27 protein-coding genes are annotated in these 26,009 nt (G+C 66.2%); 11 read left to right on the forward strand and 16 right to left on the reverse strand.

Features of this window, described 5'->3' with window-relative positions:
- Positions 1 to 89 precede the first annotated feature (89 nt).
- Both ACTG4X_RS18590 and ACTG4X_RS18595 read left to right on the forward strand, forming a co-directional pair.
- A complete protein-coding gene (locus ACTG4X_RS18590; RefSeq protein ID WP_093074085.1) occupies positions 90 to 1,028 on the forward strand; it encodes a LysR family transcriptional regulator in 939 nt (312 codons plus the stop codon).
- A 57-nt stretch (positions 1,029 to 1,085) separates the two neighbouring features.
- Entirely contained in the window at positions 1,086 to 2,321 is a 1,236-nt protein-coding gene (locus ACTG4X_RS18595; protein ID WP_440531598.1) for an MFS transporter, read from the forward strand.
- A gap of 7 nt (positions 2,322 to 2,328) precedes the next feature.
- Here ACTG4X_RS18595 and ACTG4X_RS18600 read toward each other — a convergent pair whose 3' ends face one another.
- The 5 genes from ACTG4X_RS18600 to ACTG4X_RS18620 all read right to left on the reverse strand — a co-directional run bounded on the left by ACTG4X_RS18600 (position 2,329) and on the right by ACTG4X_RS18620 (position 10,260).
- A complete protein-coding gene (locus ACTG4X_RS18600; protein WP_440531599.1) occupies positions 2,329 to 4,551 on the reverse strand; it encodes a DNA/RNA non-specific endonuclease in 2,223 nt (740 codons plus the stop codon).
- 86 nt (positions 4,552 to 4,637) lie between these two features.
- The gene (locus ACTG4X_RS18605; RefSeq protein WP_093074079.1) at positions 4,638 to 5,174 is read right to left on the reverse strand and encodes a methylated-DNA--[protein]-cysteine S-methyltransferase; all 537 of its coding nucleotides are present in this window, start codon (positions 5,172 to 5,174) and stop codon (positions 4,638 to 4,640) included.
- On the reverse strand, positions 5,171 to 6,397 hold the full coding sequence (locus ACTG4X_RS18610; protein WP_440531600.1) for a YbfB/YjiJ family MFS transporter: 1,227 nt from the start codon (positions 6,395 to 6,397) through the stop codon (positions 5,171 to 5,173). Before ACTG4X_RS18610 ends, ACTG4X_RS18605 begins: the two co-directional genes overlap by 4 nt.
- 59 nt (positions 6,398 to 6,456) lie before the next feature.
- Positions 6,457 to 9,534, reverse strand: a complete 3,078-nt coding sequence (locus ACTG4X_RS18615; RefSeq protein WP_440531601.1) for an FAD-binding and (Fe-S)-binding domain-containing protein — start codon at positions 9,532 to 9,534, stop codon at positions 6,457 to 6,459.
- A 33-nt stretch (positions 9,535 to 9,567) separates the two neighbouring features.
- A complete protein-coding gene (locus tag ACTG4X_RS18620; protein ID WP_093056858.1) occupies positions 9,568 to 10,260 on the reverse strand; it encodes a GntR family transcriptional regulator in 693 nt (230 codons plus the stop codon).
- 121 nt (positions 10,261 to 10,381) lie between these two features.
- Here ACTG4X_RS18620 and ACTG4X_RS18625 point away from each other — a divergent pair, with 121 nt between their 5' ends.
- From ACTG4X_RS18625 to ACTG4X_RS18635, 3 genes are all read left to right on the forward strand, one after another.
- Positions 10,382 to 11,623: a pyridoxal-phosphate-dependent aminotransferase family protein gene (locus tag ACTG4X_RS18625; RefSeq protein WP_093056859.1), complete on the forward strand. Its 1,242-nt coding sequence runs from the start codon at positions 10,382 to 10,384 to the stop codon at positions 11,621 to 11,623.
- Positions 11,624 to 11,682: 59 nt separating this feature from the next.
- Positions 11,683 to 12,660, forward strand: coding sequence for a Bug family tripartite tricarboxylate transporter substrate binding protein (locus ACTG4X_RS18630; RefSeq protein WP_093056860.1), 978 nt, complete (start codon positions 11,683 to 11,685; stop codon positions 12,658 to 12,660).
- A 151-nt stretch (positions 12,661 to 12,811) separates the two neighbouring features.
- Positions 12,812 to 13,582, forward strand: coding sequence for a fumarylacetoacetate hydrolase family protein (locus ACTG4X_RS18635; protein ID WP_440531602.1), 771 nt, complete (start codon positions 12,812 to 12,814; stop codon positions 13,580 to 13,582).
- On the opposite strand, the gene ACTG4X_RS18640 is transcribed toward ACTG4X_RS18635, so the two are convergent.
- On the reverse strand, positions 13,531 to 14,493 hold the full coding sequence (locus ACTG4X_RS18640; protein WP_307615071.1) for a LysR substrate-binding domain-containing protein: 963 nt from the start codon (positions 14,491 to 14,493) through the stop codon (positions 13,531 to 13,533). The genes ACTG4X_RS18635 and ACTG4X_RS18640 overlap by 52 nt on opposite strands.
- A 94-nt stretch (positions 14,494 to 14,587) precedes the next feature.
- Here ACTG4X_RS18640 and ACTG4X_RS18645 point away from each other — a divergent pair, with 94 nt between their 5' ends.
- Both ACTG4X_RS18645 and ACTG4X_RS18650 read left to right on the forward strand, forming a co-directional pair.
- A complete protein-coding gene (locus ACTG4X_RS18645; protein ID WP_440531603.1) occupies positions 14,588 to 15,778 on the forward strand; it encodes an MFS transporter in 1,191 nt (396 codons plus the stop codon).
- A gap of 44 nt (positions 15,779 to 15,822) precedes the next feature.
- On the forward strand, positions 15,823 to 16,344 hold the full coding sequence (locus ACTG4X_RS18650; RefSeq protein WP_440531604.1) for an N-acetyltransferase family protein: 522 nt from the start codon (positions 15,823 to 15,825) through the stop codon (positions 16,342 to 16,344).
- 16 nt (positions 16,345 to 16,360) lie between these two features.
- Here the strand turns inward: ACTG4X_RS18650 and ACTG4X_RS18655 are convergent, their stop codons facing one another.
- The gene (locus tag ACTG4X_RS18655) at positions 16,361 to 19,138 is read right to left on the reverse strand and encodes a sensor domain-containing diguanylate cyclase (protein ID WP_093173409.1); all 2,778 of its coding nucleotides are present in this window, start codon (positions 19,136 to 19,138) and stop codon (positions 16,361 to 16,363) included.
- Positions 19,139 to 19,319: 181 nt separating this feature from the next.
- On the reverse strand, positions 19,320 to 19,646 hold the full coding sequence (locus ACTG4X_RS18660) for a metalloregulator ArsR/SmtB family transcription factor (protein ID WP_093056865.1): 327 nt from the start codon (positions 19,644 to 19,646) through the stop codon (positions 19,320 to 19,322).
- 96 nt (positions 19,647 to 19,742) lie between these two features.
- Here ACTG4X_RS18660 and ACTG4X_RS18665 point away from each other — a divergent pair, with 96 nt between their 5' ends.
- Both ACTG4X_RS18665 and ubiG read left to right on the forward strand, forming a co-directional pair.
- Positions 19,743 to 20,126: a thiol-disulfide oxidoreductase DCC family protein gene (locus ACTG4X_RS18665; protein WP_426388758.1), complete on the forward strand. Its 384-nt coding sequence runs from the start codon at positions 19,743 to 19,745 to the stop codon at positions 20,124 to 20,126.
- A 17-nt stretch (positions 20,127 to 20,143) separates the two neighbouring features.
- On the forward strand, positions 20,144 to 20,851 hold the full coding sequence (ubiG, locus tag ACTG4X_RS18670; RefSeq protein ID WP_440531605.1) for a bifunctional 2-polyprenyl-6-hydroxyphenol methylase/3-demethylubiquinol 3-O-methyltransferase UbiG: 708 nt from the start codon (positions 20,144 to 20,146) through the stop codon (positions 20,849 to 20,851).
- Between the two features lie 4 nt (positions 20,852 to 20,855).
- Here the strand turns inward: ubiG and ACTG4X_RS18675 are convergent, their stop codons facing one another.
- Positions 20,856 to 21,263, reverse strand: a complete 408-nt coding sequence (locus ACTG4X_RS18675) for a PaaI family thioesterase (protein ID WP_440531606.1) — start codon at positions 21,261 to 21,263, stop codon at positions 20,856 to 20,858.
- Positions 21,264 to 21,292: 29 nt separating this feature from the next.
- A complete protein-coding gene (locus ACTG4X_RS18680; RefSeq protein ID WP_440531607.1) occupies positions 21,293 to 21,994 on the reverse strand; it encodes an FMN-dependent NADH-azoreductase in 702 nt (233 codons plus the stop codon).
- Positions 21,995 to 22,102: 108 nt separating this feature from the next.
- On the opposite strand from ACTG4X_RS18680, the gene ACTG4X_RS18685 reads away from it, so the two are divergent.
- Positions 22,103 to 23,029: a LysR substrate-binding domain-containing protein gene (locus ACTG4X_RS18685; protein WP_440531608.1), complete on the forward strand. Its 927-nt coding sequence runs from the start codon at positions 22,103 to 22,105 to the stop codon at positions 23,027 to 23,029.
- Between the two features lie 127 nt (positions 23,030 to 23,156).
- Here the strand turns inward: ACTG4X_RS18685 and ACTG4X_RS18690 are convergent, their stop codons facing one another.
- From ACTG4X_RS18690 to ACTG4X_RS18700, 3 genes are all read right to left on the reverse strand, one after another.
- Positions 23,157 to 23,360, reverse strand: coding sequence for a hypothetical protein (locus ACTG4X_RS18690; protein WP_093056871.1), 204 nt, complete (start codon positions 23,358 to 23,360; stop codon positions 23,157 to 23,159).
- Positions 23,361 to 23,441: 81 nt separating this feature from the next.
- Positions 23,442 to 23,597 (reverse strand): alpha/beta fold hydrolase, encoded by a 156-nt coding sequence (locus ACTG4X_RS18695; RefSeq protein ID WP_177192710.1) that lies wholly within the window; start codon positions 23,595 to 23,597, stop codon positions 23,442 to 23,444.
- 76 nt (positions 23,598 to 23,673) lie between these two features.
- Complete coding sequence (locus tag ACTG4X_RS18700) at positions 23,674 to 24,177, reverse strand: GNAT family N-acetyltransferase (RefSeq protein WP_440531609.1); 504 nt, start codon at positions 24,175 to 24,177, stop codon at positions 23,674 to 23,676.
- A gap of 66 nt (positions 24,178 to 24,243) precedes the next feature.
- Here ACTG4X_RS18700 and ACTG4X_RS18705 point away from each other — a divergent pair, with 66 nt between their 5' ends.
- Positions 24,244 to 24,984 (forward strand): hypothetical protein, encoded by a 741-nt coding sequence (locus ACTG4X_RS18705; RefSeq protein ID WP_440531610.1) that lies wholly within the window; start codon positions 24,244 to 24,246, stop codon positions 24,982 to 24,984.
- A gap of 7 nt (positions 24,985 to 24,991) precedes the next feature.
- On the opposite strand, the gene ACTG4X_RS18710 is transcribed toward ACTG4X_RS18705, so the two are convergent.
- The 3 genes from ACTG4X_RS18710 to ACTG4X_RS18720 all read right to left on the reverse strand — a co-directional run bounded on the left by ACTG4X_RS18710 (position 24,992) and on the right by ACTG4X_RS18720 (position 25,940).
- Positions 24,992 to 25,276, reverse strand: a complete 285-nt coding sequence (locus ACTG4X_RS18710) for a hypothetical protein (protein WP_426388765.1) — start codon at positions 25,274 to 25,276, stop codon at positions 24,992 to 24,994.
- Positions 25,277 to 25,522 carry a hypothetical protein gene (locus ACTG4X_RS18715; RefSeq protein WP_093056874.1) on the reverse strand — a complete coding sequence of 82 codons (246 nt, stop codon included), beginning with the start codon at positions 25,520 to 25,522 and terminating at the stop codon, positions 25,277 to 25,279.
- Positions 25,523 to 25,772: 250 nt separating this feature from the next.
- Positions 25,773 to 25,940: a hypothetical protein gene (locus ACTG4X_RS18720; protein WP_176928836.1), complete on the reverse strand. Its 168-nt coding sequence runs from the start codon at positions 25,938 to 25,940 to the stop codon at positions 25,773 to 25,775.
- Positions 25,941 to 26,009: the final 69 nt, after the last annotated feature.

A 26,009-nucleotide genomic window follows, 5' to 3' on the forward strand; every position in this document is an offset into this window, starting at 1 on the left:
TGCGATGGAGCGAATCGTAGAAACGCTTCATCTTTGAGTAAAGCGACCACAAGGCATATCATTCATGACAACAGATCACGAATAAAAAGATGACTCTCGACGGACGCCTTCTCTCCAACGTCAGCGTGCTGGCCGCCGTGGTCGAAGGCGGCAGCTTCGCCAGCGCCGCCAACGCACTCGGCCTCACGCCCTCCGGTGTGAGCCGCGCCATTGCCCGGCTCGAGGGCCGCATCGGCGTGCGGCTGTTCGACCGCACGACCCGCTCGCTGAACCTCACCGACGAGGGCCGGCTGCTCTACGCCAACATCAATCCGCTGGTGCTCGGCATCGAGGACGCGGTGACGATCGCTTCGGGCGCATCCGGCGCGGTGCGCGGGCGCCTGCGCGTCAACACCGACGCATTCACCTCTCGCCTGCTGCTGGCGCGGCACCTGCCGCGCTTTCTTGCGCTGTACCCCGAGCTCACGCTGGAGCTGATCGCCCGCGACCAGCTCGGCGACCTGGTGGCCGAGGGCTTCGACATCGCCGTGCGCTTCGGCGAGCCGCCGTCGTCGTCGCTGGTGGCCCGCAAGCTGATGGACTCGCGCGTGGTCACCGTGGCCACGCCGGCTTACCTGGCGCGGCACGGCCACCCTGCCAAGCCAGCAGACCTCGTCGGCCATGCCTGCCTGCAGGTACGCAACCCGGCCACGGGGCAGCCCTATACGTGGGAGTTCCAGCGCGGCCGCAAACTCGTGAAGGTGCCAGCCACCGGACGACTGCTGCTCACCGACCCGGGCACCGTGCTGGAGACGGTGCTCGCCGGCATCTGTGTGGCGCAGATCAAGGCCGTGGGCATTCAGCCGCAGCTCGACGGCGGCGAGCTGGTCGATCTGTTTCCTGATTGGCCCGATGAGCGGCTTCCGCTCTATGCGCTCTATCCGTCGCGCCACCTGCCGGCCGCGAAGGTACGTGCGTTCATCGATTTCGTGATGGAAGTCGTCGCGCCCGCGCCTTCGCCTGCATCGAAGCCGAAGCCGCGGCGCTGATGCTCGCGCGTCCGGAAACGGCCAGCGACATGAGCCCTCCGATCGCACGATGAGGGCATGACCCATACAACACTCACAACACCGCTCCCCCATTCCTTCCTGAACCTCGCGTGGTCCAACCTCGCCGCGCAGTCCGCCGAGCAACTGAGCCTTGCGGCCGTGCCGCTGGTCGCCGTGCTGGCACTCGGCGCAGGGCCGGGCGAAATCGGTTTTCTCGCGGCGGTGCAGACGCTGCCCTTCCTGCTGGTCTCGATGCCCATGGGCCTGCTCGCGGATCGCATGTCGCGGCGACGGCTGATGGTGTGGGCCGAGGGGCTGCGGGCGGTCTCGCTGCTGGTGCTGCTGGCGATGGTGTTCGCATCGAAGCTCAGCATCGGCTGGCTGGCTGTGCTCGGTTTCCTGGGTGCCGTCGGCACCGTGGGCTTCAGCGTTGCGGCACCCGCGCTGGTGCCGGCGCTCGTGCCGCGCGAAGCGCTGGCAATGGCCAACGGGCGACTCGAACTGGCGCGCAGTGCCGCGTTCACCGCCGGTCCCGCACTCGCGGGTGCACTGGTGGCGTGGGCCGGCGCTCCTGCTGCGTTCGTGCTGGCAGCAGTGCTGTCGGTGGCGGCCGTGGGCCTGCTGCTGCGCTTGACCGAAGCACCGCGCGCACCCGCTTCCGGACGGCATCCACTGCTCGAAGTGCGCGACGGCGCGCGCTTTGTCTGGCAGCACGACATGCTGCGCCCGATGCTGATGACCGGCGCGGTGTTCAACATCTCATGGTTCGTGCTGCAGGCCGGGTATGTGCCCTATGCAGTGCGGGTGCTCGGCCTCGGCGCGCAGGCGGTCGGCTTCACGCTGGCGATGTACGGCGCGGGCATGGTCGTTGGCGCGCTGCTCACGCCGCGCGTTGTGGCGCGCCTGCCCTTCGGCCGCGCGATCCAGGTCGGCCCCGCGGTCGCGGTTGTTGCAGCAGCGACGATGGCAGCCACGCTCCTGGTGCCGACCGCCGCGCTGGCCGCGCTCTCGTTCTTCCTGTTCGGCGCGGGGCCGATGGTCTGGGTCATCACCTCGACCACGCTACGCCAGAGCGTGACGGCTTCGACCATGCTGGGCCGGGTGTCGGCCGTGTTCCTCACGATCAATGCGGGAGCGCGCCCCATCGGCGCGGCGCTCGGCGGCCTGGTTGGTGCGGCCTGGGGCGAGCCGGCGTGCCTGCTGCTGGCGCTGGCCGGGTTCGTTCTGCAGGCGGCGATCATCTTCGCGTCGCGCATCGCGGGGCTGCACCGGTTGCCTGTGCCGGCCACCTGAGCTTCGTTTACTCCAGGTCGGGAAGCACCATCGACTCCAGAGAATCGAGCGGCAGCCAGCCATCCGGTACGTCAACCAGAGCGGACTCCTGCGCACGAACTCTGGTGGGCTTTCTTACAGGCTTCTTGGCCAGCGGATCGACAGTGGAAAGCGAGAACACCCTCCTGACCGGACCGCCCGTGAAACTGAGCCCGGTGAGCCGCTCGACTTCATTGATCTGGACCTGGAAGGTCTTGTAGGCATCGAAAGGAATCTCGCGTGCAGCCTCGATGCCAAATTCCTCGATCACACCCGACTGATCGAGGATGTAGGCCGTGGCAAACAGCTTGCCGCTAGCCGTGATCGCCGCGACGACTTTCCAGAAGCGAACCGGATACTGGATCTTCGGGTACTTGTCCCAGACCGGGTCGCTTTCTTCGAGGATGGGGCCCGTGATGACCTGCGCCCTGAACTTGTCGAGCTTGATCGCGTCCTCGAAGATGTGGCGTTCGATGCCCTGCCAGAGCTCCTTGTTTTGATTGAACTTGGAATGCTGGGGCGTGCAGTTGCTCCAGTGGCAGGTATCTGCCGCAGTGGTGAGCGCAGCCAGGCGGGTGGCTCCGTATTCCATGTCTTCACGGCGCGTCAGATGGCCACGGTCGAACTGGTTGTTCTCGTAGTAGAAGTTGGTCAGCTGTGCGCTTGCGGGAATCCGCGGGTCCTGCCTCCACACGTCCGCCGGCCGGGCCAGTTCGAACCGGCCGCTGAAGTCGACGTTGGCTGCCGAGTAGAGAGCCAGCCGCCTCGCCTTGTGCATCACGAGGCTGTAGCCGTGATAGTTCAGCACGTTCTCGCCCGGGGGGCCGTCGACCAGTTCTACCGTCTCCTTCGCAAGAGCCTTGCCAAGCAGCGGCAGATGCACCGACATCTCGGGCTTGCCCGGCGCGAGGAACCCGGCTTCGAAGCCTTTGCGATCGTCGTACTTCGCATTGAAGGGCACGTCGATGGCGGGGGCTGGTTTCTTCGCCTTGGCACGTGCGGCTTCTTCGAAAACGCTTTGCGACTCGCGGGCAGCGGGACCGGATCGGAGGACGGAGACGCTTCCATCCGATTCGATGCCGAGCGTCACCGTGAGGGTCCTTCTTCCACCAGATTGCATGTCGTTCATGGTCGTCTTCCGGGTTGGGGTTTGTTGAATGAGCGGACCGGGAAGCGGCAAGCTCCCGGCAGCATGGGTCGCCGTTGACTGCAGCAGGTCGACGGAAGGAAGCATCAGCCGCGAGTTTTCCGGCGTGGCACCGAAGACCGGTTGGAGCAACGGATGCGCGGGAAGGGCTGCATGAAGCGTCTCGACGATGCGGGAAACGCGGATGCCCTCGTTGGCAATCCACTTGATGTCCTGCTCGCCGTCTTTTGCGGGGTCGTAGTCGCGGCCTGAGACGGTTTGCGTACGGCCATCTCTTTCATCCGGTACGCCGCTGTGGTGAAGCGCTACGACATACCAGTCGTTGCTGAAAACCGGGGAGCCTGAAGATCCCCCGAGCGTGTCGGTCGAATACCAGAGCACGTCGTCCGTGCGCTTGAGAAGCTTGTTCTCCCGCACGCACACCTGTTTGCGGTCGCCGTTGGGGTGCTGGATGATGGTGAGCCACTCACCGTCCGATGCCTTGCCGGTGGCACCTACGAGCGGCAGGAACCCGTAATGTTCGAGCTGGCCATCTCCCACTGTCGAGCTGGAGGTGACGGCCACGACGGTGAAGTCGAGGTCTTTCGAAGTGAAGAAGAGTTCCTGTGCCTGAAGGCTGTAGGTCGTGGGGTTGAGTGCGGCACCGTCGATGTCGAGTTCGAATTCGAACTGGGCTTCCGAGCGACGACAGGACTCGATGGATGGCAGAACGTGGTTGTTCGTGATGAGCACGTTCGGCGCTATCAGGAATCCGGTGCCGTAAGCCACAAGCCGCCCTGCCGTGTCCCTGATCAGGATGCGACTGACCGCCTTTGCGGCTCGCGCGCCACGAGCCAGGTAGTTGACGTCCTGTATCTCGCTGCCGGAGATGATTCGCTCATACGCGACGGCAGATTTTTCATCGTCGCCCAGGCTTTCACGCAAGAAGCTCCTGCGGTCATCGAGCTGCTTCGGCGTGCTCAGTTCGCGCGGGGTCTTGTCTCTCGCATAGTCGGCAAGAGATCGCAGGTCGATGCCTTCGCTTCGCTCCCGCGCCTTCTCGATTTGCTCAAGCCAGAGTTGCACGCCGCGCCTCCCTCGTCCCGTGAGGGTTGCAACTGTGCGTGTTTGCCGACGCTTCTACATCCCCCATTCGAGGGATGCCGTACGTACTAGAAAAGCGACGCCATCCCGTTGGGCCGCGCGTCCTCGATGTCGAGCATGCGCAGCTTGGTCAACGCCCCGCCGCCGGCCGAGAAGCCGCCGGGCTTGTTGCCCGCCGCCAGCACGCGATGGCAAGGCACTACCGGCGCGAACGGGTTGTGGCCCATGGCCTGGCCCACGGCGCGCGACAGGCCCTTGTCGCCCAGCTCTTCGGCGATCTCGCCGTAGGTGCGCGTCTGCCCCGGCGGAATGCGGCGCGCGATCGCGTAGATACGCTGGTGAAATTCCGACACGCCACGCATGTCGAGCTCGATGTGGCTCAGGTCGTCGTGCACGCCTTGCAGCAGGCCCTGGATGGCGGTGATGGCGCGTTGCGCTGCTTCGCTCGGCGGGCTTTCATTCAGGTCCGGAAAGCGTTGCTTCATGCGCGCACGCGTGGCTGCCTCGCCGTTGTCGGCGGGCAGTTGCACGCCGACCAATCCGCGCGGTCCCCATGCCAGGGCGCACATGCCAATGGAAGTTTCGAACAAGGCAAAGCCCGTCATGGCGTCTCCTGTGACAGCGAATGCTGGCGCGACGCAAGCACAGCGCCGAGCCAAAGGGCCATTGCCGAAGCCACCAGGCCCCGCGCCAGCCCACCAGGGCCGTCGGAAATCCATCCAGTGACAGTCGGCCCGACGATCTGCCCCAGCGCAAAAATGATGGTGAACATGCTGATGCCCTGCGCCCAGCGCGACGGCGGCAGGTTGTGGCGCACCAGCGCGGTGGTCGAGGCCACCACCGACAGGAACACCCCACCGAACAGCACGCCCGAAACCAGCGCCACCGGCGCCGATGCACTCAGCACCGGCAGCAGCGTCGCCACGCCGAGCAGCCCGTTCAGCAGTGCCTGCGGCTGCCCGCCGCGGTAGCGGTCGAGCAGCCCGGCCCACAGCCGCGACGACGCCACGCAGGCAATGCCCAGCAAGGAATAGAACAGCGTGAGGAAAGAAGCGCTCGCCCCCTGCTCGCGCAGCAGCGCGATCACGAAAGTCATGTAGCCGATGTAGCCCATGCCGAACAAGGCATAGCCCGCGAGCGCCCAGCCGAAGCGATGCAGTGCGACCGGCGGCGCAGCGTCCGTCGAAGCGGCGGCTGCCGTTGGCGCTGGCCTGTCAGGCATCGCGCGGCCAGCCCAGGCCAGCAGGCAGGTGGCCGCTGCACTTGCCAACGCCAGCGCCCACCACGCCCAGGCCCATCCGTGCGGCACGCCCGATGCCGCCCGCAGCACCTGCGGCACGAGCAGCGCCGACAACAAGATGCCGAAGCCGGTGCCGCCGTAATAGATGCCAAGCAGCAGCCCGCCACGTGATGAGCCTGCCTCACCAAGCCGCGCTGCAAGCAACCCACCCGCCACAAACACCCATGCGCTGGCCACCCCGGCCAGCAGGCGCTGAAGCAGCAAGGCCGGCGCGTCGGTCACGAAACCGCTGCCCGCCATGAACACGCTGGCCAGCACAGCCCCGACCACCAGCAGCCGCGTCGTGCCGAAGCGCCGCATCAGCATCGGCGTGATCAGCGCGCCGACCAGGTAGCCGACTGCATTCGCCGTGTTCATGCCGCCGGCCAGCGCATAGCTCCAGCCAAGGTCCGCGCGCATGGGCGGTAGCAGCAATGCGTATGCGAAGCGGGTAATGCCGAGCGAAACCGCCGCGCCCATCGACAGCGCAAATGCAAGACGCAGCGTGGGCTGCGCAGGGGCGGCAGAAGAAGTGAGCGTTGTCGACATGGGAGCGGGCGGCCGGCCATTTTGCGGCAGGCGCCGCCGCCCTGCCCGCGCCCGCCCGGTCAACCCGCGTCAGGCATCGGGTCGGCGTGCAGCAGATGCCGCTCCAGCAGCACCGCCACATGCACCGCTTCGCGCTGCGCGCCGTCCTCGATCTGATGGCGGCAGCTGGTGCCGTCAGCCACCACGATGGCGCCGGGCTTCGCGCGGATGGCCGGCAGCAGGCTGGCTTCGGCCATCTTCATCGACACCTCGAAATGGCTGGCCTCGTAGCCGAAGCTGCCGGCCATGCCGCAGCACGAGCTTTCGATGAGTTCGGGCTGTGCGCCGGGAATGAGCTTCAGCACCTCCATCACCGGGCTCACCGCGCCAAAGGCTTTCTGGTGGCAGTGTCCGTGCAGCAGGATAGGCGCCTCGGCCGGCTTCAGCGCCAGTTCGAAACGGCCCTGCTTGATCTCGCGCGCGATGAACTCCTCGAACAGCAACGCGTGCTTCGCCACCATCTCGGCCTTTTCGCCGAAACCCATCACCAGCGTTTCGTCGCGCAGCGTGAGCAGGCACGATGGCTCCAGCCCGACGATGGGCACGCCGGCGCGCGCCAGCGGCACCAGCGCGTCAATCAGCGCCTCGGCCTTTTCCTTGGCCTGCGCGACCATGCCGCTCGCCAGGAAGGTGCGTCCGCAGCAATGGTGCCCGCCGCGCTTCTCGACCGTGTGCAGCACATAGCCCGCAGCCTGCAGCACGCGCGCTGCCGCAAAGGCGTTCTCGCTCTCGAAGGTGCCGTTGAAAGTGTCGACGAACAGCACCGCCGCCTTGCCGCCGCGCCGCGCAATCGACAGCGCTACGTCGCGCTCGACGAACAGGCCGGGTTCGTTGGCCTTGCCGCGCCAGAAGGTGTCGCTGCGCCATTCGGGCAGCGAGCGCTTGGCTGAGAAGCCCAGCAGCTTTTCTCCCAGCCATGCAGCGCCGGGCACGCTGTTGCGCAGGTTCAGCAGCCACGGCATGCGGCTGGCCTTGTGCGCGTAGTCGGGCAGGTTTGCTACCAGCCTGTCTTTCAGCGTGTGGCCGTGGCGCTTCTTGTAGTGGTCCAGAAACTCGACCTTCATCTTCGCCATGTCCACGCCCGTGGGGCAATCGCGCTTGCAGCCCTTGCAGCCGACGCACAGGTCCATGGTGTCGTGCATGGCCTCGCTGGTGAAGGCATCGGGGCCGAGTTGGCCCGAGAGCGCCAGTCGCAGCGTATTGGCGCGGCCGCGCGTCAGGTGCTGCTCGTCACGCGTCACGCGATAGCTGGGGCACATGGTGCCGGCATCGAACTTTCTGCAGTGGCCGTTGTTGTTGCACATCTCCACGGCCTTGGCGAGGCCGCCGGTGCTGTCGCCGCCGGTGCCGGGCGCGGTCGTCACCTCGGTCACCGGGTCGGCGTTGACGTTCCAGCCCGACCAGTCGAGCACGGGCTTCAGTTCGATGCGGCGGTAGGGTTTGGGCGCGGTCGGCGGCGCGAAGCGGAACAGCGCGCCATCGTCCATGCGCGGCGGGTCGATGATCTTGCCGGGGTTGAACAGGCCGATCGGGTCGAGCTTGCGCTTGATGGCACGGAAGGCCTCGTTGATGGCCGGCCCGAACTGCCATTCGATCCACTCGCCGCGGCACAGGCCGTCGCCGTGCTCGCCGCTGAACGCACCCTTGTACTTGCGCACCAGCGCGCTCGCCTCTTCGGCAATGGAGCGCATCTTGGCGGCACCGTCCGCACGCATGTCGAGAATCGGCCGCACATGCAGCGTACCGACCGAGGCGTGCGCGTACCAGGTGCCGCGGCTGCCATGCCGGGCGAACACCTCGGTCAGCGCGTCGGTGTATTCGGCCAGGTGTTCGAGCGGCACGGCGCAGTCTTCGATGAAGCTCACGGGTTTGCCGTCGCCCTTGAGGCTCATCATGATGTTGAGGCCGGCCTTGCGCACTTCCCACAGGTTCTTCTGCCGCGCGTCATCGGGCATCTCGACCACGCTGCCGGGCAGGCCGAGGTCGCCCATCAGCTCGACGAGCTGCTTGAGCTGCGGCAGCAACGCGGCCTTGTCCGAACCGGAAAACTCCACCAGCAGGATGGCCGCCGGCTTGTCGATCAACGCAGTCTCGACCGTCGGCTTGAAGGCCGGGTTGGCAAGGCTCAGCTCGATCATCGTGCGGTCGACCAACTCCACCGCCGTCGGCCCCAGCTTCACGATGTGCTGCGCCGCGTCCATCGCCGCGTGGAAGGTCGGGAAGTTGACGATGCCCAGCACCTTGGCGCGCGGCAGCGGCGCGAGCTTGAGCTTCAGGCTCTTCGTGTAGGCCAGCGTGCCCTCGGAGCCGATCAGCAGGTGCGCGAGGTTCACGCTGCCGTCTGCCGTGTAGGGCCGCTCGCTCTGGTTGTCGAAGATGTCGAGGTTGTAGCCCGCCACGCGGCGCATCACCTTGGGCCAGTGCTCGGCGATCTGCTCGCGGTGCTGGCGTGCCAGCCCGCGCAAGAACTGCGCGATGCCGGCCGCGCGCACGCCCATCGTGCCGACCGTTCCGAACTCCACCAGTTCGCCACTCGACAACCATGCATTCGCACCCAGCACGTTGTGCACCATGTTGCCGTAGGCGATGGAGCGCGAGCCGCAGGAGTTGTTGCCCGCCATGCCACCCAGCGTGGCCTGCGCGCTGGTCGACACATCCACCGGATACCACAGGCCGTGCGGCTTGAGCTGTGCGTTCAGGTGGTCGAGCACGAGGCCGGGCTCGACCGTGGCCGTGCCCTCTTCCACATTCACGTCGAGCACGCGGCGAAAGTGCTTGCTGTTGTCGATCACCAGCGCCGCGCCGGTCGTCTGCCCGCACTGGCTGGTGCCGCCTCCGCGCGCGAGCACCGGCACCTTCAGGTCGCGGGCGATGTCGATGGCGGTGGCAATGTCGCTCTCGTTCGTCGGCACGAAGGCGCCGACGGGCGTGATCTGATAGATCGACGCGTCGGTGGCGTAGCGCCCGCGCGAACCGTCGTCGAACAGCACTTCGCCCTGCGTGTCGGAGCGCAGGCGGCGCGCGAGCAGTTCGCAGGTGTCGTTGGGCGGAAGAACGGTTCCGGCTGGCTGCATGTGGCTGGCAGGATCGATGCGCATGGTGGGTCGTTTTTCTTTTGGCAGGTCAGAAGCTCAGCTCGACTTGGCCGAGGGATAGATTTCGCCGGCGCGCAGCAGCTCCAGCACGGTGTCGCGCTTGCGCAGCACGTGCGCCACGAGCACCTTGCGCATGGCTGCTGAGTCGCGTTTGGCCAGCGCATCGATCATCTGTTCGTGCTCTTCGACGGCGTGCTTCCACTTCGTCTCGTTCTGGTTGGTGCGAAAGCGCAGCGACTGCACGCGGGCGTTGATGGAGCGGTAGGTGTTCGACAGCACCGGGTTCGCGGCCGCCTCGTTGATGGCAGTGTGGATGCGTGCATTCAGGCGGTAGTAGCCCGAGAGATCGCGCCGCGAGAAGCAGGCCAGCATTTCGTAGTGCAGCGCGCGCACTTCGGCCAGCTCTTCGTCGGTGATGCGCTTGGCGGCCAGTTCGCCCGACATGCCTTCGAGCATCGCCAGCACCTCGAAGGTGTCGAGCACGTCGGCCTCGGTGAGCTTCACCGCCACCGCGCCTCGGTTGGGCAGCAGGTCGACCAGCCCTTCGGCCGCGAGCAGCTTGATGGCCTCGCGCAGCGGCGTGCGCGACACGCGCAATTGCAGGCACAGCTCGCGCTCGTTGAGCTTGGCGCCAGGTGCGATGAGCCCTTCGACCAGCATGGTGCGCAGGCGCGCGGCCACTTGGTCGTGCAGGGAGAGTCTGGAGATTTCGATGATGTCGGCTGTCATGGCTTTGCCTCTTGATTGCATTTTGAATGCAAAAAAGAAGACTCACAACCCAAGTGAATAAGGGTAAACCATCAAGCAAAAAAGCATTTTGAATGCAAAACTGAACGTGAAAGGACAGTCCATGCTGCAACTCGACATCCATCCCACCGGCCGCCACTTCCTCCAGATTCCCGGCCCCAGCCCGGTGCCCGACCGCATCCTGCGGGCCATGAGCCTGCCCACCATCGACCACCGCGGGCCCGAATTCGGCACGCTGGGCCTGAAGGTGCTCGGCGGCATCAAGCAGATCTTCAAGACGAAGCACCCGGTCGCTATCTACCCCGCCTCGGGCACCGGCGCCTGGGAGGCCGCGCTCGCCAACACGCTCAGCCCCGGCGACCACGTGCTCATGTACGAGACCGGCCACTTCGCCTCGCTGTGGCAGAAGATGGCCACGCGCCTCGGCCTATCGACGGAGTTCCTCTCGTGGTCGGGCACTGACGCGCAATTGCCCAACGCGCCCAGCTGGCGCCGCGGCGTGCAAGCCGAACTCATCGAAGCCCGCCTGCGCAAGGACACCGAAAAGAAGATCAAGGCCGTGTGCGTGGTGCACAACGAAACCTCCACCGGCGTCACCTCCGACATCGCCTCGGTGCGCAAGGCCATCGACGCTGCGGGCCACCCCGCCCTGCTGATGGTCGACAGCATCTCGGGCCTGGCCAGCGCCGATTTCCGTCATGACGAATGGGGCGTGGACGTGACCATCAGCGGCTCGCAGAAGGGCCTGATGCTGCCGCCGGGCATCAGCTTCAACGCGCTCTCGCCGCGCGCGCTCGAGGCCGCGAAGAGCGCGAAGCTGCCGCGCGCCTTCTGGGCCTGGGACGAAATCGTCGAGATGAACAAGGACGGCTATTGGCCCTACACACCCAATACCAACCTGCTCTACGGCCTTTCCGAATCGCTGGACATGCTGCTCGGCGAAGGGCTCGACAACGTGTTCGCGCGCCACCAGCGCTGGGCCGCCGGCGTGCGTGCAGCGGTCAATGCGTGGGGTCTGCCGATCCAGTGCGCCGACCCGGCCGTGTACTCGCCCGTGCTCACCGGCGTGATCACGCCCGAAGGCATCGATGCCGACGCGCTGCGCCGCCTGATCCACCAGCGCTTCGATCTTTCGCTGGGCACCGGCCTGGGCAAGCTCAAGGGCCGCATGTTCCGCATGGGCCATCTGGGCGACAGCAACGACCTGACGCTGGTAGCGATGGTCGCGGGCGTCGAGATGGGCATGAAGCTCTCGGGCATCAAGCTGGCCGGCAGCGGCGTGCATGCGGCGATGGACCATTTCGCGAACCACACGGCACCGGCCGCGCTGCAAAAAGCCGCATAGGCACGCGGGCCGCCCTGGCGCGCATCGGACCATTCCCACCCACGACGGAGACCAAGAAGATGCAGAGACGTTCGTTGATCCAGGCCGCGGGCGCCGCGGCCGCCACACTGGGCGTGCCCCGGCTCTTCGCGCAGGAATGGCCATCGGGGCCGGTGCGCATCGTGGTCGGCTTTCCGCCGGGCGGCGGCACCGATGCGCTGGCCCGCGTGGTCGCGCAGAAGCTCACCATCATGTGGGGCCAGCAGGTCATCGTCGAGAACAAGGGCGGCGTGGCCGGCGTGCTCGCGGCCGACTACGTGGCGCAGCAGCCGAGCGACGGCAGCACGCTGCTGATGGCCCACATCAACAGCCACGCACTCGCACCCAGCCTGCAGCCCAAGCTGCGCTACAACGTGGAGCGCGACTTCGTGCCGATCGTGCTGGTAGGCGTCACGCCCAACCTGCTGATCGCCAACCCGGGCCAGAAGGCGCTCACGGTGAAAGACATCGTGTCCGCCTGCAAGGCCGCTCCCGGCACCATCAGCTTCGGCTCGGCCGGCGCGGGCTCGGCGCAGCACCTGGCGCTGGAGATGTTCAAGCTGCAGGGCGGCGTCGATGCGCTGCACGTGCCCTACAAGGGCAGCGGCCCGCTGCTGGCCGACCTCATGGGCGGGCAGATCCAGTACAGCTTCGAGACCATGACGGCCGCCACGCCGCACGTGAAGAACGGCCGCGTCATCGCCGTGGCGCAGACACGCACCAAGCGCGCCAAAGGCCATCCCAACGTGCCGACGATGCAGGAGCAAGGCTTTGCCGGCTTCGAGGCAACCACGTGGTACGGGCTCGCCGGGCCGGGCAAGCTGCCGGCGTCGATTGCGCAGAAGGTGAATCGCGACGTGAATACGGTGCTGGCAATGCCTGATGTGCAGGAGCGAATGGACACCTATGGCGCGGAAGACGGCGGTGGTTCGCAGGACAAGTTCAGGCAGTTCATCAGCACCGAGATTGCGAAGTGGGCGAAGGTTGTCAAGGACGGCAACGTTCACGTCGAAAGCTGAAGAACCAGTCTCACCCCCAGGCTTCGCGCACTTCGTGTCGCTGCGCCAACCCCCTTCCGGGGGCAACACCGGAGGCCCGGCAAAGCCGGTTCCTCGGTGTTCCACGAAAGGACGCCGACACCAGCCAGGTTTTGCTGAGAAGATCCGAAAAATGACCCCATCCCAAACCGCCCTCACCGACGCACTCGTAGCCGCACGCCGCGGCAATCGCACCCTCGACGCCACGCCCTGGCTCGGCACGCTCGAAACCGACACGCAAGCCTATGAGGTGCAAGACGCCGTCGCGGCTGCACTCGGCTGGTTCGACGGTCGCCCAGTACCGGGCGTGTGGAAGTCCGGTGGCGGCTCCCGCAGCGCGGCGCTCACACATGCGCCGCTGCCGCCTTCCGGCGTGCGCCAGAGCCCCGCGAACTTCAGCGACCTCGTGTTCAACACGCCCGGCATCGAGGCCGAAATTGCCTTGCGTCTCGGCCAGGACGTCACGCCCGCGCAGGCAGCGAAGCTCGATCACGCAAGCGCCGTCTCACTCGTCGATGCCATGACCGTCTCCGTCGAGGTAGTCGACACGCGCTGGCAAGACCTCGCCTCGACACCTGCCCTGCTCCGCCTGGCCGATTCGCAAGTGCACGGCGCGCTGGTGCTCGGCGAGTGGAAGCCCTACGCCGCCATCGACTGGGCCTCGCAGCACTGCGAAGCGAAGATCGGCGATGCCGAGACGGTGGTGCGCGAAGGCACGCATCCGCTGGCCGACCCCACCTGGCTGCTGCCGATCTGGCTGCGTCACCTCACGCGCCACGGGCAGACCGTGCCCGCCGGCACGGTGGTCACCACCGGTTCGTGGGTCGGCATCCTGCCCTGCCGGCGCGGAGATCAGGTGGCGGCGGAATTCCCCGGCATCGGCGCTGTCCGCTTGAGCGTGTAGCGCCCGCCGCCCACGCCCGAGCAAGCCACCAGAAAGTCGAGCACCGCCCGCACCCGCGCGGGCAGCGTGCCCGCCTTGCCGATGTACACCGCGTGAATCGGCTCGATCTCACCGGCGTTGAATTCATCGAGCAGCGGCACCAGCCGGCCAGCGTCGATGTCGTGCTGTATGTGATACAGCGACAGCCGCGCCACCCCCGCCCCCGCGATGGCCAACTGCCGCAGCGTTTCGCCGTCGCCTGCGCGCACCGGGCCGGCCACGGGCAGCCACACCATGCGGCCGTCCACACGCAGCGGCCAGTCGGGCGAATTGCGCCGGTAACTCCAGCCAAGGCGGTTGTGCGCCTCCAGCTCCTGCGGCGTGCGCGGCGTACCGTACTTCGCAAGGTAGTCCGGCGCGGCGACGATGGCCTGGCTGGTTTCGCCCAGCCGCCGCGCCACGAGGTCGGACGATGGCAGCTGGCCCCAGCGGATCGCGATGTCGGCGCGTTCATCCATCAGGTCGACGATGCGGTCGGTCAGCGCAATGTCGAGCGTGATCTGCGGATGCAGTTCGAGCAGACGCGGCACCAGAGGCACCAGCTTGTGATGGCCGAACGAGACGCTGGCGTTGATGCTCACCCGCCCACGTGGCGCCGCGCCGGCGGCCGCGCAGCGCTCGGCCTCGTCCATGTCGGCCAGCACGCGCAGGCTGCGTTCGTAGAACTCCGTGCCTTCGGGCGTGAGCTGCAGCTTGCGCGTGGAGCGGTGCACCAGCTGGATGCCCAGGCGCAATTCGAGCCGCGCCACCAGCTTGCTCACGGCCGAGGGCGTCATGCCCAGCAGACGCGCCGCCGCCGAGAAACCGCCTGACTCGACCACCTGCACGAAGGCCTCCATCTCGCCGGAGCGGTTGACGTCGATGCGCGGCATGGCTGCTTCTCCAATTTGTGACTTCAAATCACAAGTATGTGTACCAGCGGCATTCTAGTCATCGAAGGCTTTCGTCCGCACAGTACAGGGCATCATGCCAATCGCTCTACTCGCCCTCACCGCCGGTGCCTTCGGTATAGGCACCACCGAGTTCGTCATCATGGGCCTGCTGCTGCAGGTATCGACGGATCTTCATGTCTCCATCACGGCCGCCGGCCTGCTGATCTCGGGCTATGCGCTCGGGGTCGCGGTCGGCGCGCCGGTGCTCACCATCGCCACCCGCAAGCTGCCGCGCAAGACCGTGCTGCTGGCGCTCATGGCGATCTTCACGCTCGGCAACCTCGCCTGTGCCGTGGCGCCCAACTACGAAATGCTGATGGCCGCGCGCGTCATCACCTCGCTGGCGCACGGCACCTTCTTCGGCGTCGGCTCGGTGGTGGCCACCGGCCTGGTGGCGCCCGAACGCCGCGCCTCGGCCATCGCGATCATGTTCACCGGCCTGACCGCCGCAACGCTGCTCGGCGTGCCGGCCGGCGCGTGGCTGGGCCTGCAGTTCGGCTGGCGCTCGGCCTTCTGGGCCGTAACGCTGATCGGCGTGCTGGCCTTCACGGTGCTCGCGGTGTTCGTGCCGCGCGTCAAGGGCGAGGCAAAGCCTGCGCCGCTGCGCGAGGAACTGGCTGTGCTGGCGCGCCCGCAGGTGCTGCTCGGCCTGGCGATGACGGTGCTCGGCTTTGCCGGCGTGTTCGTGGTGTTCACCTACATCCAGCCGCTGCTCACGCAGGTCACCGGGCTTTCGGAGTCGGCTGTGTCGCCGATCCTTCTGGTGTTCGGCGGCGGCCTTGCGGTCGGCAACATCCTCGGCGGCAAGCTGGCCGACCGTGCGCCGATGGCAGCCGTGCTCGGCACGCTGGTGGCTCTGGCGGTGGTGCTCGGCGCGATGCAGTTCACCATCGGCACGCCGTTCACCGCGATGGTCTTCGTCGGCCTGCTCGGCGTGGCCTCGTTCGCCACGGTGGCGCCCATGCAGTTGCGGGTGCTGGAGAAGGCCTCGGGCGCGGGCCAGAACCTTGCGTCGAGCCTGAACATCGCAGCCTTCAACCTTGGCAACGCGCTCGGCGCCTGGGTTGGCGGTGTGGTGATCGACCACGGCCCGGGGCTGCGCGCACTGGGTTGGGTGGCGGCGCTGCTCACGCTGGTGGGGCTGGCCATCGCGCTGTGGAGCCGCTCGCTCGACCGGCGCGAACCACGCAACGCGCTGGGGGATTGCGCTTCGGCGCGGGTCTGATCCTCTTCCAAGGGGTGAAGGGATTGGGGATTGCAGAATCCCGCATGCGCAACACTCCCCTCATCACCCGCCCCGCCATCGCCGCCGACGCTCCTGCGCTGGCGGCGTTGTCGATCCAGGTCTGGCTCGCCACCTACGCGACCGAGGGCGTGAACGACCTGCTTGCGCGCTACGTGCTCGACGAGTTCACGCCGGCCGCGTTCATCGCGTGGACGAACGACGCAGACACCGCCTTGATCGTCGCCGAGGCCGATGCCTATCTCGTCGGCTACGCGCGCCTGCGCTTCGGTGCGCGGCAGGCCCTCGTTCCCTCAGCCAGCACCGAGCTCTGCACGCTCTACGTGCAGGAGCCGTTCACCCGATCGGGCGTGGGCTCCGCATTGCTCGACAAGGCCCGTGCCACGGTGCGCGACCGGACAGGCAACGATGCGCTGTGGCTGACGGTCAACGTCCAGAACCAGCGGGCGTGCCGCTTCTACGAGAAGCACGGGTTCGCCAGAAAAGGCACGACCTGGTTCGCACTGGGCGAAGGCCGCCACGAGAACCACGTGCTGGGCCGGCCATGAGCGGCCGCCGGAATGATCAGTGCTGCCGCGTAGGCGAATCGCTGCGCGCCTCTTCCATCGGCATGAAGAACTCGAACCGGTTGCGCCCCGCCGCCTTGGCGTTGTAGAGCGCGACGTCGGCCCGCGCCAGCAGTTCTTCGGCGGTAACGGAGGAATCGGCTGCGCGGTGATACGCGATGCCGATGCTGGTCGTCACCTCGATGCGCTGGCCGTCCACCACGAAGGGCGGCGTGCGGATGCTTTCCACAACCTTGGCCGCCACCGTGGCCGCGGTGCCCGGCGCGTTCAGGCCTTCGAGCACCAGCACGAACTCGTCGCCGGCCAGCCGGGCCACCATGTCGGTGCCGCGCACGCAACCCAGCAGCCGCCGCGCGTATTCGGCCAGCACCGCATCGCCCACCGCATGGCCCATGGTGTCGTTGATGGCCTTGAAGTGGTCGATGTCGAGGAACATCAGCGCCATTGCGTGGCCGGTGAGCTGCCCGCGCAACACGGCTTCGGGCAGGTACTCGTTGAAAGCCAGCCGGTTGGGCAGGCCAGTGAGCGTGTCGAGCCGCGCCAGCTCGATGAGCTTGTGCTCCACCACCTTCAGCGCCGTGATGTCGAGCGCCAGCGAGAAGATGCCGTGCGTCGCCCCGTCGGCGCGCACGTCAGGCACGTAGATCACCTGCGTGACGCGGTCGAACCCCGCGCGCTGCGTGCTGGTCTCGAACTCCACACGCTCGCCGGACAGCGCCCGGGCGAGCATCGGCTGGCGCGACAGGTACACATCGCGGCCCGACACCTCCTGCACGTGGCGCCCCAGCACCTGGACCGGATCGAGCCCGAGCCACTCGCGGCTGGTGGCATTGGCGAAGGTGATCTTCTCCTCGCGGTCGATGTAGGTGATCAGCGCCGGCATGTTGTCGGTGATGGCGCGCAGGCGCAGTTCGCTCTCGGCCTGGCGCAGCTCCGCCTCTTTCAGCGCCGTGATGTTGAAGGACATCAGGTAGAAGCCCACGACCTCGCCGCGCAGGTTCTTGTCCGGTATCAGGTTGACCTGGAAGTACCCCTCCCTGCCGTGGATGGGTGCACGCACCGGAAAGCGCACTTTCTTGCCAGAGAACAGCACGGGAAGGTAGGGCTTGTGCTGCGCGTACACCGCCCTGCCGAGGGCAGAGCGCATGGTCGTGCCCTGCAGCGGTGCACCTTCGCTCAGGCCCGCCATCTGCCGCGCCCGGATGTTGGCGAACAGGCAGTTCTGCTCGCGGTCGAAATAGCCGACCAGCGCCGGAATGCTGTCAGTCACGTCGCGCAGCAGCTTTTCCTGCTCGGTCAGGGCCCGGCGGATGTTCACTTCCTCGGTGATGTCGAAGGTCATCGAGAACACGCCGCACACCACGCCGTCGGCATCGACGTCGGGAATGTAGTGGGCCTTGAAGGTGCGGTTGCCGATGCCCAGGGCCGGGTCGCCCGACTTCTCGAGGATCACCGTCTCGCCGGCCAGCGCGCGCATGAAGTGCGGCTCCACGAGCGCAAAGTCTGCGGCGCCGCGCACCTCGGGCATCAGGCGCCCCACCAGCGCTGAGTTGTTGTGCAGGGCCCGCACGTGTGCATTGACGAAGGTGTAGCGCAGCGATGCATCTACGTGCGAAACCATCGCCGGGATGTTGTCGGCAATGGTGCGCACCTGCGCCTCGCTGCGTGCGAGGCTGAGCTCGATGGCACGCCGCTGCGCCATCAGCTCGTCGAAGGTGCGCGAAAGGTCGCCGATCTCGTCGGGGGCGTAACTGCTGCGCGGCTCGGCGGCGGCTGCGGGTGCCTCCTTCGTGGACTGCATGTGCCGATGCAGCTCCGACAGCGGCTTCAGCTGCCGGCGCGCCACGCCCAGGGCCAGTGCGCCCGCGAACAGCGCGAGCGCCATCGCCCCGAACAATGCACCGCGCTCGATGGCGTCGATGCTCGCGAAGGCCTCGCTGCGCGGATACATGGCCCCGACGATCCAGTTGGTCTGCTCGGTGCGGTCGAAGGCATAGAGGGCGGGCACGCCGGCATCGTTGATGCCCTCGCTCGAGCCCTGGAAACCGGCCATCGCGCGCAGGATTTCGGCATTGCCGCGGCCATCCGCCTGGACCTGGTTCAGGATGCGCGAAGTCTGCGGATGGTCGACCACGATGCCGTCCACGGTCGTCACGAACAGGTAGCCGGTCTTGCCGAACCTGACGTCGCCGAGCGTGCCCAGGATGTTCCGGTCCTTCAGGTTGATGGCGCCGGAGATCACGAACCTCACCTGCCCCGCGTTGTCGAGCACCGGCTCGGTGATGGCCACCTGCGCCAGTCCGTTGAGGCGGTTGCGGTAAGGCTCGGACACGAGGCCGGCCTTGGAAGCGACCGTCTGCTGGAAGTAGGGGCGATCCTTCACGTTCACCTTGCCGATCGCCTGCACGCCGTTCAGGTTGGCGACCAGGTTGCCGTCCATGTCGACGAACGCAACGTTGTCGAAAGCCTTGCGCAGCGAGCCATGCTTCTCTAGAAAGGCCTGCAGCGCGGCGCCCTGGAGGTCCTGCGCTTCCACGCTGCCGCCAAAGGTCTGCAGCAGGATCCGGCGGCTGCCGAATTTCTGGTCGATCGCATCCGCGATGGCGCCCACGCGGGCGACCTCCTCGGTCGCGATCGAGGCGCGCATGTTGCTCTTGACCAGATGCAGGGCGAAGGTGGCGATTGCGAAAGTGGTCAGCAGAACCACTGCTGCCACACCGAGGCTCAGGCGCGTGTGCAAACCGAAGCGGATTTTCGAGAAGCCTGTTGGAGTCATTGAACTTGTTCGGAGCCGGTACGTTGCCGGCGGGGAGTTTCCGGGCAGAGTATCGGTGCGTTCCGCGTGCGGAGAAAGACTCAGGGACACAGGCTCCGGTGAACCGCGTGGCACGGTGGAAAAATGAATTCCTTTGCCGTACTTTTCGCCTTCCGGGAAGGAAAAAGCGCGGGGCGCTGCGTCAGGTGCCCGAGGAATCCGCCGAGCGCTTGCTGGCCAGGGCGCGGCTTTCTTTCTTCAGCGCCTTCGACACCGGGCAGACCGCCTGTACGAAGCCGGTCAGCGTGTTGGCCAGGCTCTCGCGCTGCAGGCTGTAGAACACGAACTGGCCGCGCTTCTCGGCCTTTACCAGCCCCGCGCCTTCGAGGATCTTCAGGTGCTTGGAGAGCGAAGGCTTGGTCATGTCGAAGCGCGAGGCGATGTCGCCGGCCGACAGTTCGGTCTCCGACAGGTACGCCAGGATCTTGCGCCGCGGCGTGGAGGCAAGCGCTTCGAAAACTTTTTCCATCGGTTCAGTTTAGCTCGCGAGTAGGCAATTCTCTAATTAGTTATTTAGCCATTTAGCTAAATGAATGGCAGAATGGCGCGAACAGGAGCCGACGACATGCAAGCACCCACCGCCCCTTCCCCGCGCACGGTTGTCTACTACAACAGCGCCTGTCCCGTCTGTGATGCCGGCGTCTGCGCCATGCGCGAGAAAACACCGGACGCAAGCGTCGAGTGGATCGACGTGCACACCCGCCCGGAAGTGCTCGAACCGCTGGGCCTGCAACTGGAGGACGTGCGCGAACGCCTGCACCTCGTCGACACCTCGGGCGCCACGCACATCGGCGCCGACGCCATCGCCGGCGTGCTGGCCCTTGCTCCGCGATGGCGCTGGCTGGCAAGGCCGCTTCAGTGGCCCGGGCTGCGAACGCTCGGCGCCTGGCTCTACAACCTCTTCGCGCACCAGCTCTACCGCTGGAACCGGTCGCGGGGTCATTGGTAAACCAAGGAGAAGAACCCATGAGCGCAGCATCCAACTTCGACCCCGCCGAACTGGCCAGATTCCAGGCCCTGGCCGACCGCTGGTGGGACCCGCAGTCCGAATTCCGCCCCCTGCACGAGATCAATCCGCTGCGGCTGGACTGGATCGACAAGCTCGCCGCGCTGAATGGCCGCAAGGTGCTCGACGTCGGTTGCGGCGGCGGCATCCTGGCCGAGTCGATGGCGCACAGCGGCGCGGACGTGCTCGGCATCGACCTCGCCGACAAGCCGCTGAAGGTCGCAACGCTTCATGCACGCAGCAGCGCGGCGAACGTGACCTACCAGGCCATTTCCGCCGAAGACCTGGCCGCTGACAACGAGGCGAAGTTCGATGTCGTCACATGCATGGAGATGCTCGAGCACGTGCCGTGGCCAACGGCCGTGATCGAGGCCTGCGCCCGCATGGCGAAGCCCGGAGGCTGGGTCTTTTTCTCCACCATCAACCGCACGCCGTGGGCATGGCTGATCGCGATCTTCGGCGCGGAGCAGGTGCTGCGCATCCTGCCGCGCGGCACGCACGACTACCGCAAGCTCATCCGCCCTGACGAACTCAAGAGCGCGGCCGCCAGCGCCGGCCTCGTGCTGCGGGACCAGCGCGGCCTGGGCTACAACCTGTTCACCCGCAACTTCAGGCTGCACCGTTCGCTGCGCGTGGGCTACCTGCTTGCCATGCAGAAGAAGGATTGAGCCATCAGGCCTTCACCACGCGCGCGCTGGCCGTGGAGCGCGCCACGATGCGGCCGTCCGGGTCGCTCAGTTGCGCCTCGAGAAAAGCGATGGTCTTGCCGCGCTGCACGACCCTGCCTTCGCCATACAGCAGGCCGGGCTTCGCGGCCGCCAGAAAAGACACGCTGAGGTCGATGGTGACGGAGTAAGTCTCTTCGCCATTCATGACCCACAACGCCGGCCCCATCGTGTCGTCGAGCATCGCGACGAGGATGCCGCCCTGCACCGCGCCCGCAGGGTTGAGGAATGCATCGGTGGCCACGAAGCTCATGCGGATCGTTCCCTTTTCCTTGTCGAATCCGAGCACGCGCTGGCCGAAGAGCTCGGCGGTGGGCGGGCGGGGAAGGCGCTCTGGCAAAGGGTCGGTCGTCATTTTTTGCTCCAGAAGTAGAGCGAAAAATCCTATGCCGCCGCTGCTGACAGCGTAGTGTCAGTAGCTGTCAACACATCGACAAGCTCGTCCACGCGCTGCTCCGCACGCCGCATCGACTGCGCGAGCTGCTCCCCGCCGAACTCGTCGGACTCCACTGCGGCCTCGAACACATCGGTGATGCCGATGTAGCCGAGCACCGAACGTACGCTGCCCTCGGTGTGGTTGAGATGCGCGATGCGCCCGCCCGCGTCGTAGCCGTGGTCGCCGCGCGCGCCGAGCAGCACCACGCGCTTGCCCGCTTCCGCCAGCAGCGGCCAGTACGGCACCGCGCCGCGCGAACGGTCGAAGCCGAAGGTGCGGCCCACGCGTACGATGTTGTCGATCCAGGCCTTGAACTGCGCGGGCACGCTGAAGTTGTACATGGGCAAGCCGATCACGACCACGTCGGCCGCAATGAGCTGATCGACCAGCCGGTCGCTCTCGGCAAGCACGTCGGCCATCCACGGCTCGCGCGCGGCCGGCGGTGTGAAGGCCGCATGGATCCAGCGGCCGTCGACGTGCGCGGGCGGCCGCTGTCCCACGTCGAGGTAGTCGATGCGGTCGTCGGGCCGCGCCTTGCGCCAGCGCTCGACAAAACGCGCGGAGAGACGGCGCGTGTGCGAGCCGTGGAGATCGGTGTCGGAACGGCCCGGACGGGCGCTGGCGTCGATGTGAAGGAGGTTCATGGTCATGGCCTTTATGGATGAATTGATGTCTTTCATTCCGCGCTGCCAGAATGGCGCGCAGGCCTTGAATCTATGGATGCAGGCCTGCCATCACAAACGACGATTTCTCTGCCTATGAACGAGATTGGCTCATCTATCAGATATCCCCGCCGGCTGCCTCCGCTGCTGTCGCTGCGCGCCTTCGAGGCCGCGGCCGCACACCTGAGCTTTCAGCGCGCGGCGCTCGAACTCTCGGTGACGCCCTCGGCCATCAGCCACCAGGTGCGTGCGCTCGAAGACACGCTCGGCCTGCCACTGTTCCGCAGGCTCACGCGACAGCTCGCGTTGACGCCTGCGGGCCAGCGACTGTTCGACGACCTGCGCATGGGCTTCGACGTGCTCGAAGCCGGTGTGGACAAGCTGCGCCGGCCGGCCGCATCGCAGGCCGTCACCCTCACCACCAACACCGCCTTCGCCGCGCGCTGGGTGCTGCCGCGCATGGAGGCGTTCCGCAAGGCCAGCCCCGGGGTGGAGCTGCGGCTGCATGCGAGCGATACCGTGGTCGATCTGGCGCGCGGCGATGCCGACATCGCTGTGCGCTCAGGCCGTGGCAGCTGGCCGGGGCTGGTGTCGCGCGAACTGATGCCCGAGCGCTATGCGCCGTTGTGCAGCCCGATGCTGGGCTTGAAGCGCGCGGCAGACCTGCCAAAGCATCAGCTGATCCATTGCGACTGGCAGCCGCAGGCGCTCGCACCCGCCGTGTGGCCGCGCTGGTTTCGTGAAGCCAGCATCGCACCACCGAGGGGGCGTGCGATGAAGGCCTCGGGCCTGTCGTTTTCCGACGAGACGCATGCGATGCTGGCCGCCCTCGCCGGCCATGGCGTGGCGTTGCTGAGCCTCACGCTGTCGGCCGAAGAGCTTCGCAGTGGTGCACTGGTGCAGCCCTTCGGGCCCGCGCTCGAAACCGGCAGCTACTTTCTTGCGGTTGCGAACGGGAGGGAGAACGAGCCGGCCATCCGTGCCGTGTGGGAGTGGATTGCGTCGCAGGCCGCCGCAGGCTAAGGCCACGAGCCTGCGAAAGGCACTGACGCTGCTGATGCAGGCCGTGCCCAGTTCGTCCTAGGAGTGAAAAGGCCTCCCGAAGGAGGCCTGCGCTGACCGGGTTCCAGGCGGGGCCCGGGCTTTCTCTTCATTCGACGCGCTTGCTCAGGAGAGTCGGCACGAGATAACCGTCGCGGTACACGGCCTCGATGCTTCCCTGCACGCGGTCGGCGGCATGCGCAGCCACGAATTTTTCCTCTGTCACGCGGTAGACCACCATGGTGCACGACGAGTGCTTGCTGAGGGTGCGGGCCACGCCTGTGGCCTGTCTTAGGGTTGGATATGTTTCCATGGGGGTAGCCTCCTTGTCTGCCTGGCAGCCCAAATGTTAACTCTTTGGTACTCAAATATGCCTCAGGGTATTTTCTGAGCGTCAACGGTCGCCATTCTTGTCCGCCCCTCCCTTTTGCAGGAATCGGATGATCTGGCCATTGACATCCTCAGGCTGCGACATGGCCGCGATGTGGTCTGCGCCCGGCACGATCGCAGCCTCCAAGCCCGGCATCCGGCGCTGCGCCAGCTTCAGCATCGCCTGGGGTTCGTAAAGCTTTTCCGCGTCTTGTACCGCGCCCTGGCTTCCTCGCTCCTGAACTCGGGCGGCCCTGTCATGCGCCAAGGCCTTGGGCGAGCTGACTCAACTGGGGTTCGGACAGCCGGTAGCTGAGCCTGTCGAGAACCCTCCCGGCACCAAGGCCTTCGTAGAACGAGATGCCCCTGTCGTTCGATGCCTTGACGGGCCAGTCGATGCGACAGCAGCCGCTCTCGACAGCGTACCGAGCCACCCAGGCCATGAGCGCCCTGCCGGCTCCATTGCTCCTGCCAGAAGCCTTCACATACAGTTCCTTGAGCTGGCAGTGCTTGCGCCTGTCAGGAGCAAATTCGACGAGCGAATACACGAGCGTGATGGCTGCCAGGCCGACCACCGCGCCGTCATCGCCTGAAGCCACGACCAGACGATGGGGCGACCCAGCCGCCAGGAGGTTGCCGAGGAGGTGCTCTCTCACGGCCTCCCGAGAGACTGTGGCGCCATCGTTGTAGAAGGCATGCAACTCGCACAGCAGGTCTGTCAGCGACTCATGCTGGGCTTCAGAGACAAGTTCAACGTGCATACGGTGTCCTTGGAGGCTCCCGGCTAAACGCGGCGATGCTACCAAGCCTCACTACACTGCCCTCCGATGAACCACCCTCCTCGACCGCAGCGCGCGCGAGACATCCTGACTTCCTACTTCTGGAGCGGCGACGTCATCCGCAGCCGAAGCGTGAGCAATGTTGTGCTGTCTGCCACAGTCGACGTGCCTGCACCCCCTGCGCGCCTGCTTGCAGATTGGGAGGGCGAGATTTCTTCGCGCCTGTTCCTGGAACCCGGAGACGTCGAACCATTGCCCCTGGCCCGAGCGCGTACGCGCTGGCCTGACTACAAACACTGCGTGCAGGCGGTGTCCGACTGGATGCGCACGCTTGGGCTGTCAGAGGTGCTTGCCTCCAGCGACGTGGCCCTCATGGCCTGCCGCGGCGCGAAGTACCACCACGACGGTGCGCAGTACGGCGGCGCGGCCTTCTGCAATCTCTTCATGAGCGAGGACAAGGGGCTGGACCTGCACTTTCCCTTTGCAGATCTCCGGATCCCGCTGACCCGGGGCACGGCAGTGATCTTCGATACCGGCCAGCCTCACGCCGTCATTCAACGCGGCAGCAGCGGCTTCGATGCGGCCGACTTTGCACCCGTGCGGGATTGCAGCCAAGTGTTCCTGACCTGGGAGCTTCCCATCGAAGATGTCCATGTCGGGCACGCACTGGGAGTCGCCTTCGACATCGATCTTTCGACCCCACCGCAGCTGGATGAAGAGCAAGTCTGGCTTAACGGCGCACGGGCCATCGTGTGCCCGGAGTCCGGACGATGGCGCAGCGCCGACTGACTGATCGTCAGCGATTGGATGGAAGAGCCCTGGCAGCAGCCAGTTCGCCCAGACAGGCGTTGACCGCCTGGAGCGGTGCCTTCTCGTGGCAACGCGCTACCGCCTCGCGCGCAACGGCTTCGCTCAAGCGCCGCTCCCGCGCGGCCTCGACCTGGAATTCGACGATCCACTTCATGAGCCCAGCCAGCACGATCAGCAAGCCGACCAAGGCTGCGACCAGAGTCACCCGCCAGCCCTGAACGCGAAAGATGGATGCCGCGGATTTGCCCGCCATGGGTTCCTGCGAAGCCATCTAGCGGGGAAGGTCCGGAAAGACCCACATGCTCAAGCCGAGGATCAGGCCAGCGCCCAGGAACATGATGGCTGCCGTCGTGAACATCGATGCCGCAATGATGTTCGGAACAAGGATGGCCACGACCACAAAGGCCACGGCTGCCACGATGCACAGGAGCACGGACAACCATGCCATGTACGCTGGCCCGCGCCCGGCCGCCAAAGGCTCGTCCGGGCTGGTTTCGGGTTGGAACGGTGTGCGCATGAATAGCCTCCCTCTTCGCAAGATGTCGCGTGTAATTCGGTAGCCGGTGCAGGCAGGTGCGAGGCAGCATGGACTGCGCGCAACCTTTCCTGACCTTCGTCAAAAAAGTACAGGAAGGTTAAGAAGAACAGCCGATCGGGCTAAGGGATTAATTCGCGCGCACCGCACATGAGAGCGGGTTCGGTGCAGAAAGCCAGTGAACCTGCGCAATATTTGACAAATGTCAAACATTGCGCAGCGCAGGCACCTCTCAGCCGCAGAGGTCGAAGATCGCTTCCATGATCAGCTGGTAGCCACTCCAGAACAGCCAGTGGTCGCTGCACTGGGTGAACGGCCCTGCGACAGCCGGAGCAGCCAGAGCCAGCGACGACAAGATCGCGGCCACGGCGCCAGCCTTGATTGCGGTTGCACGTTTCATGATTTCTTCCCTCCATTGGTACTTCTGAACGCAGGACATCTCGCTCCTGCAACCCGAGATGAGCCGCGC

The organism is Variovorax sp. YR566 (genome assembly GCF_051992195.1).
Taxonomy (GTDB): domain Bacteria; phylum Pseudomonadota; class Gammaproteobacteria; order Burkholderiales; family Burkholderiaceae_C; genus Variovorax.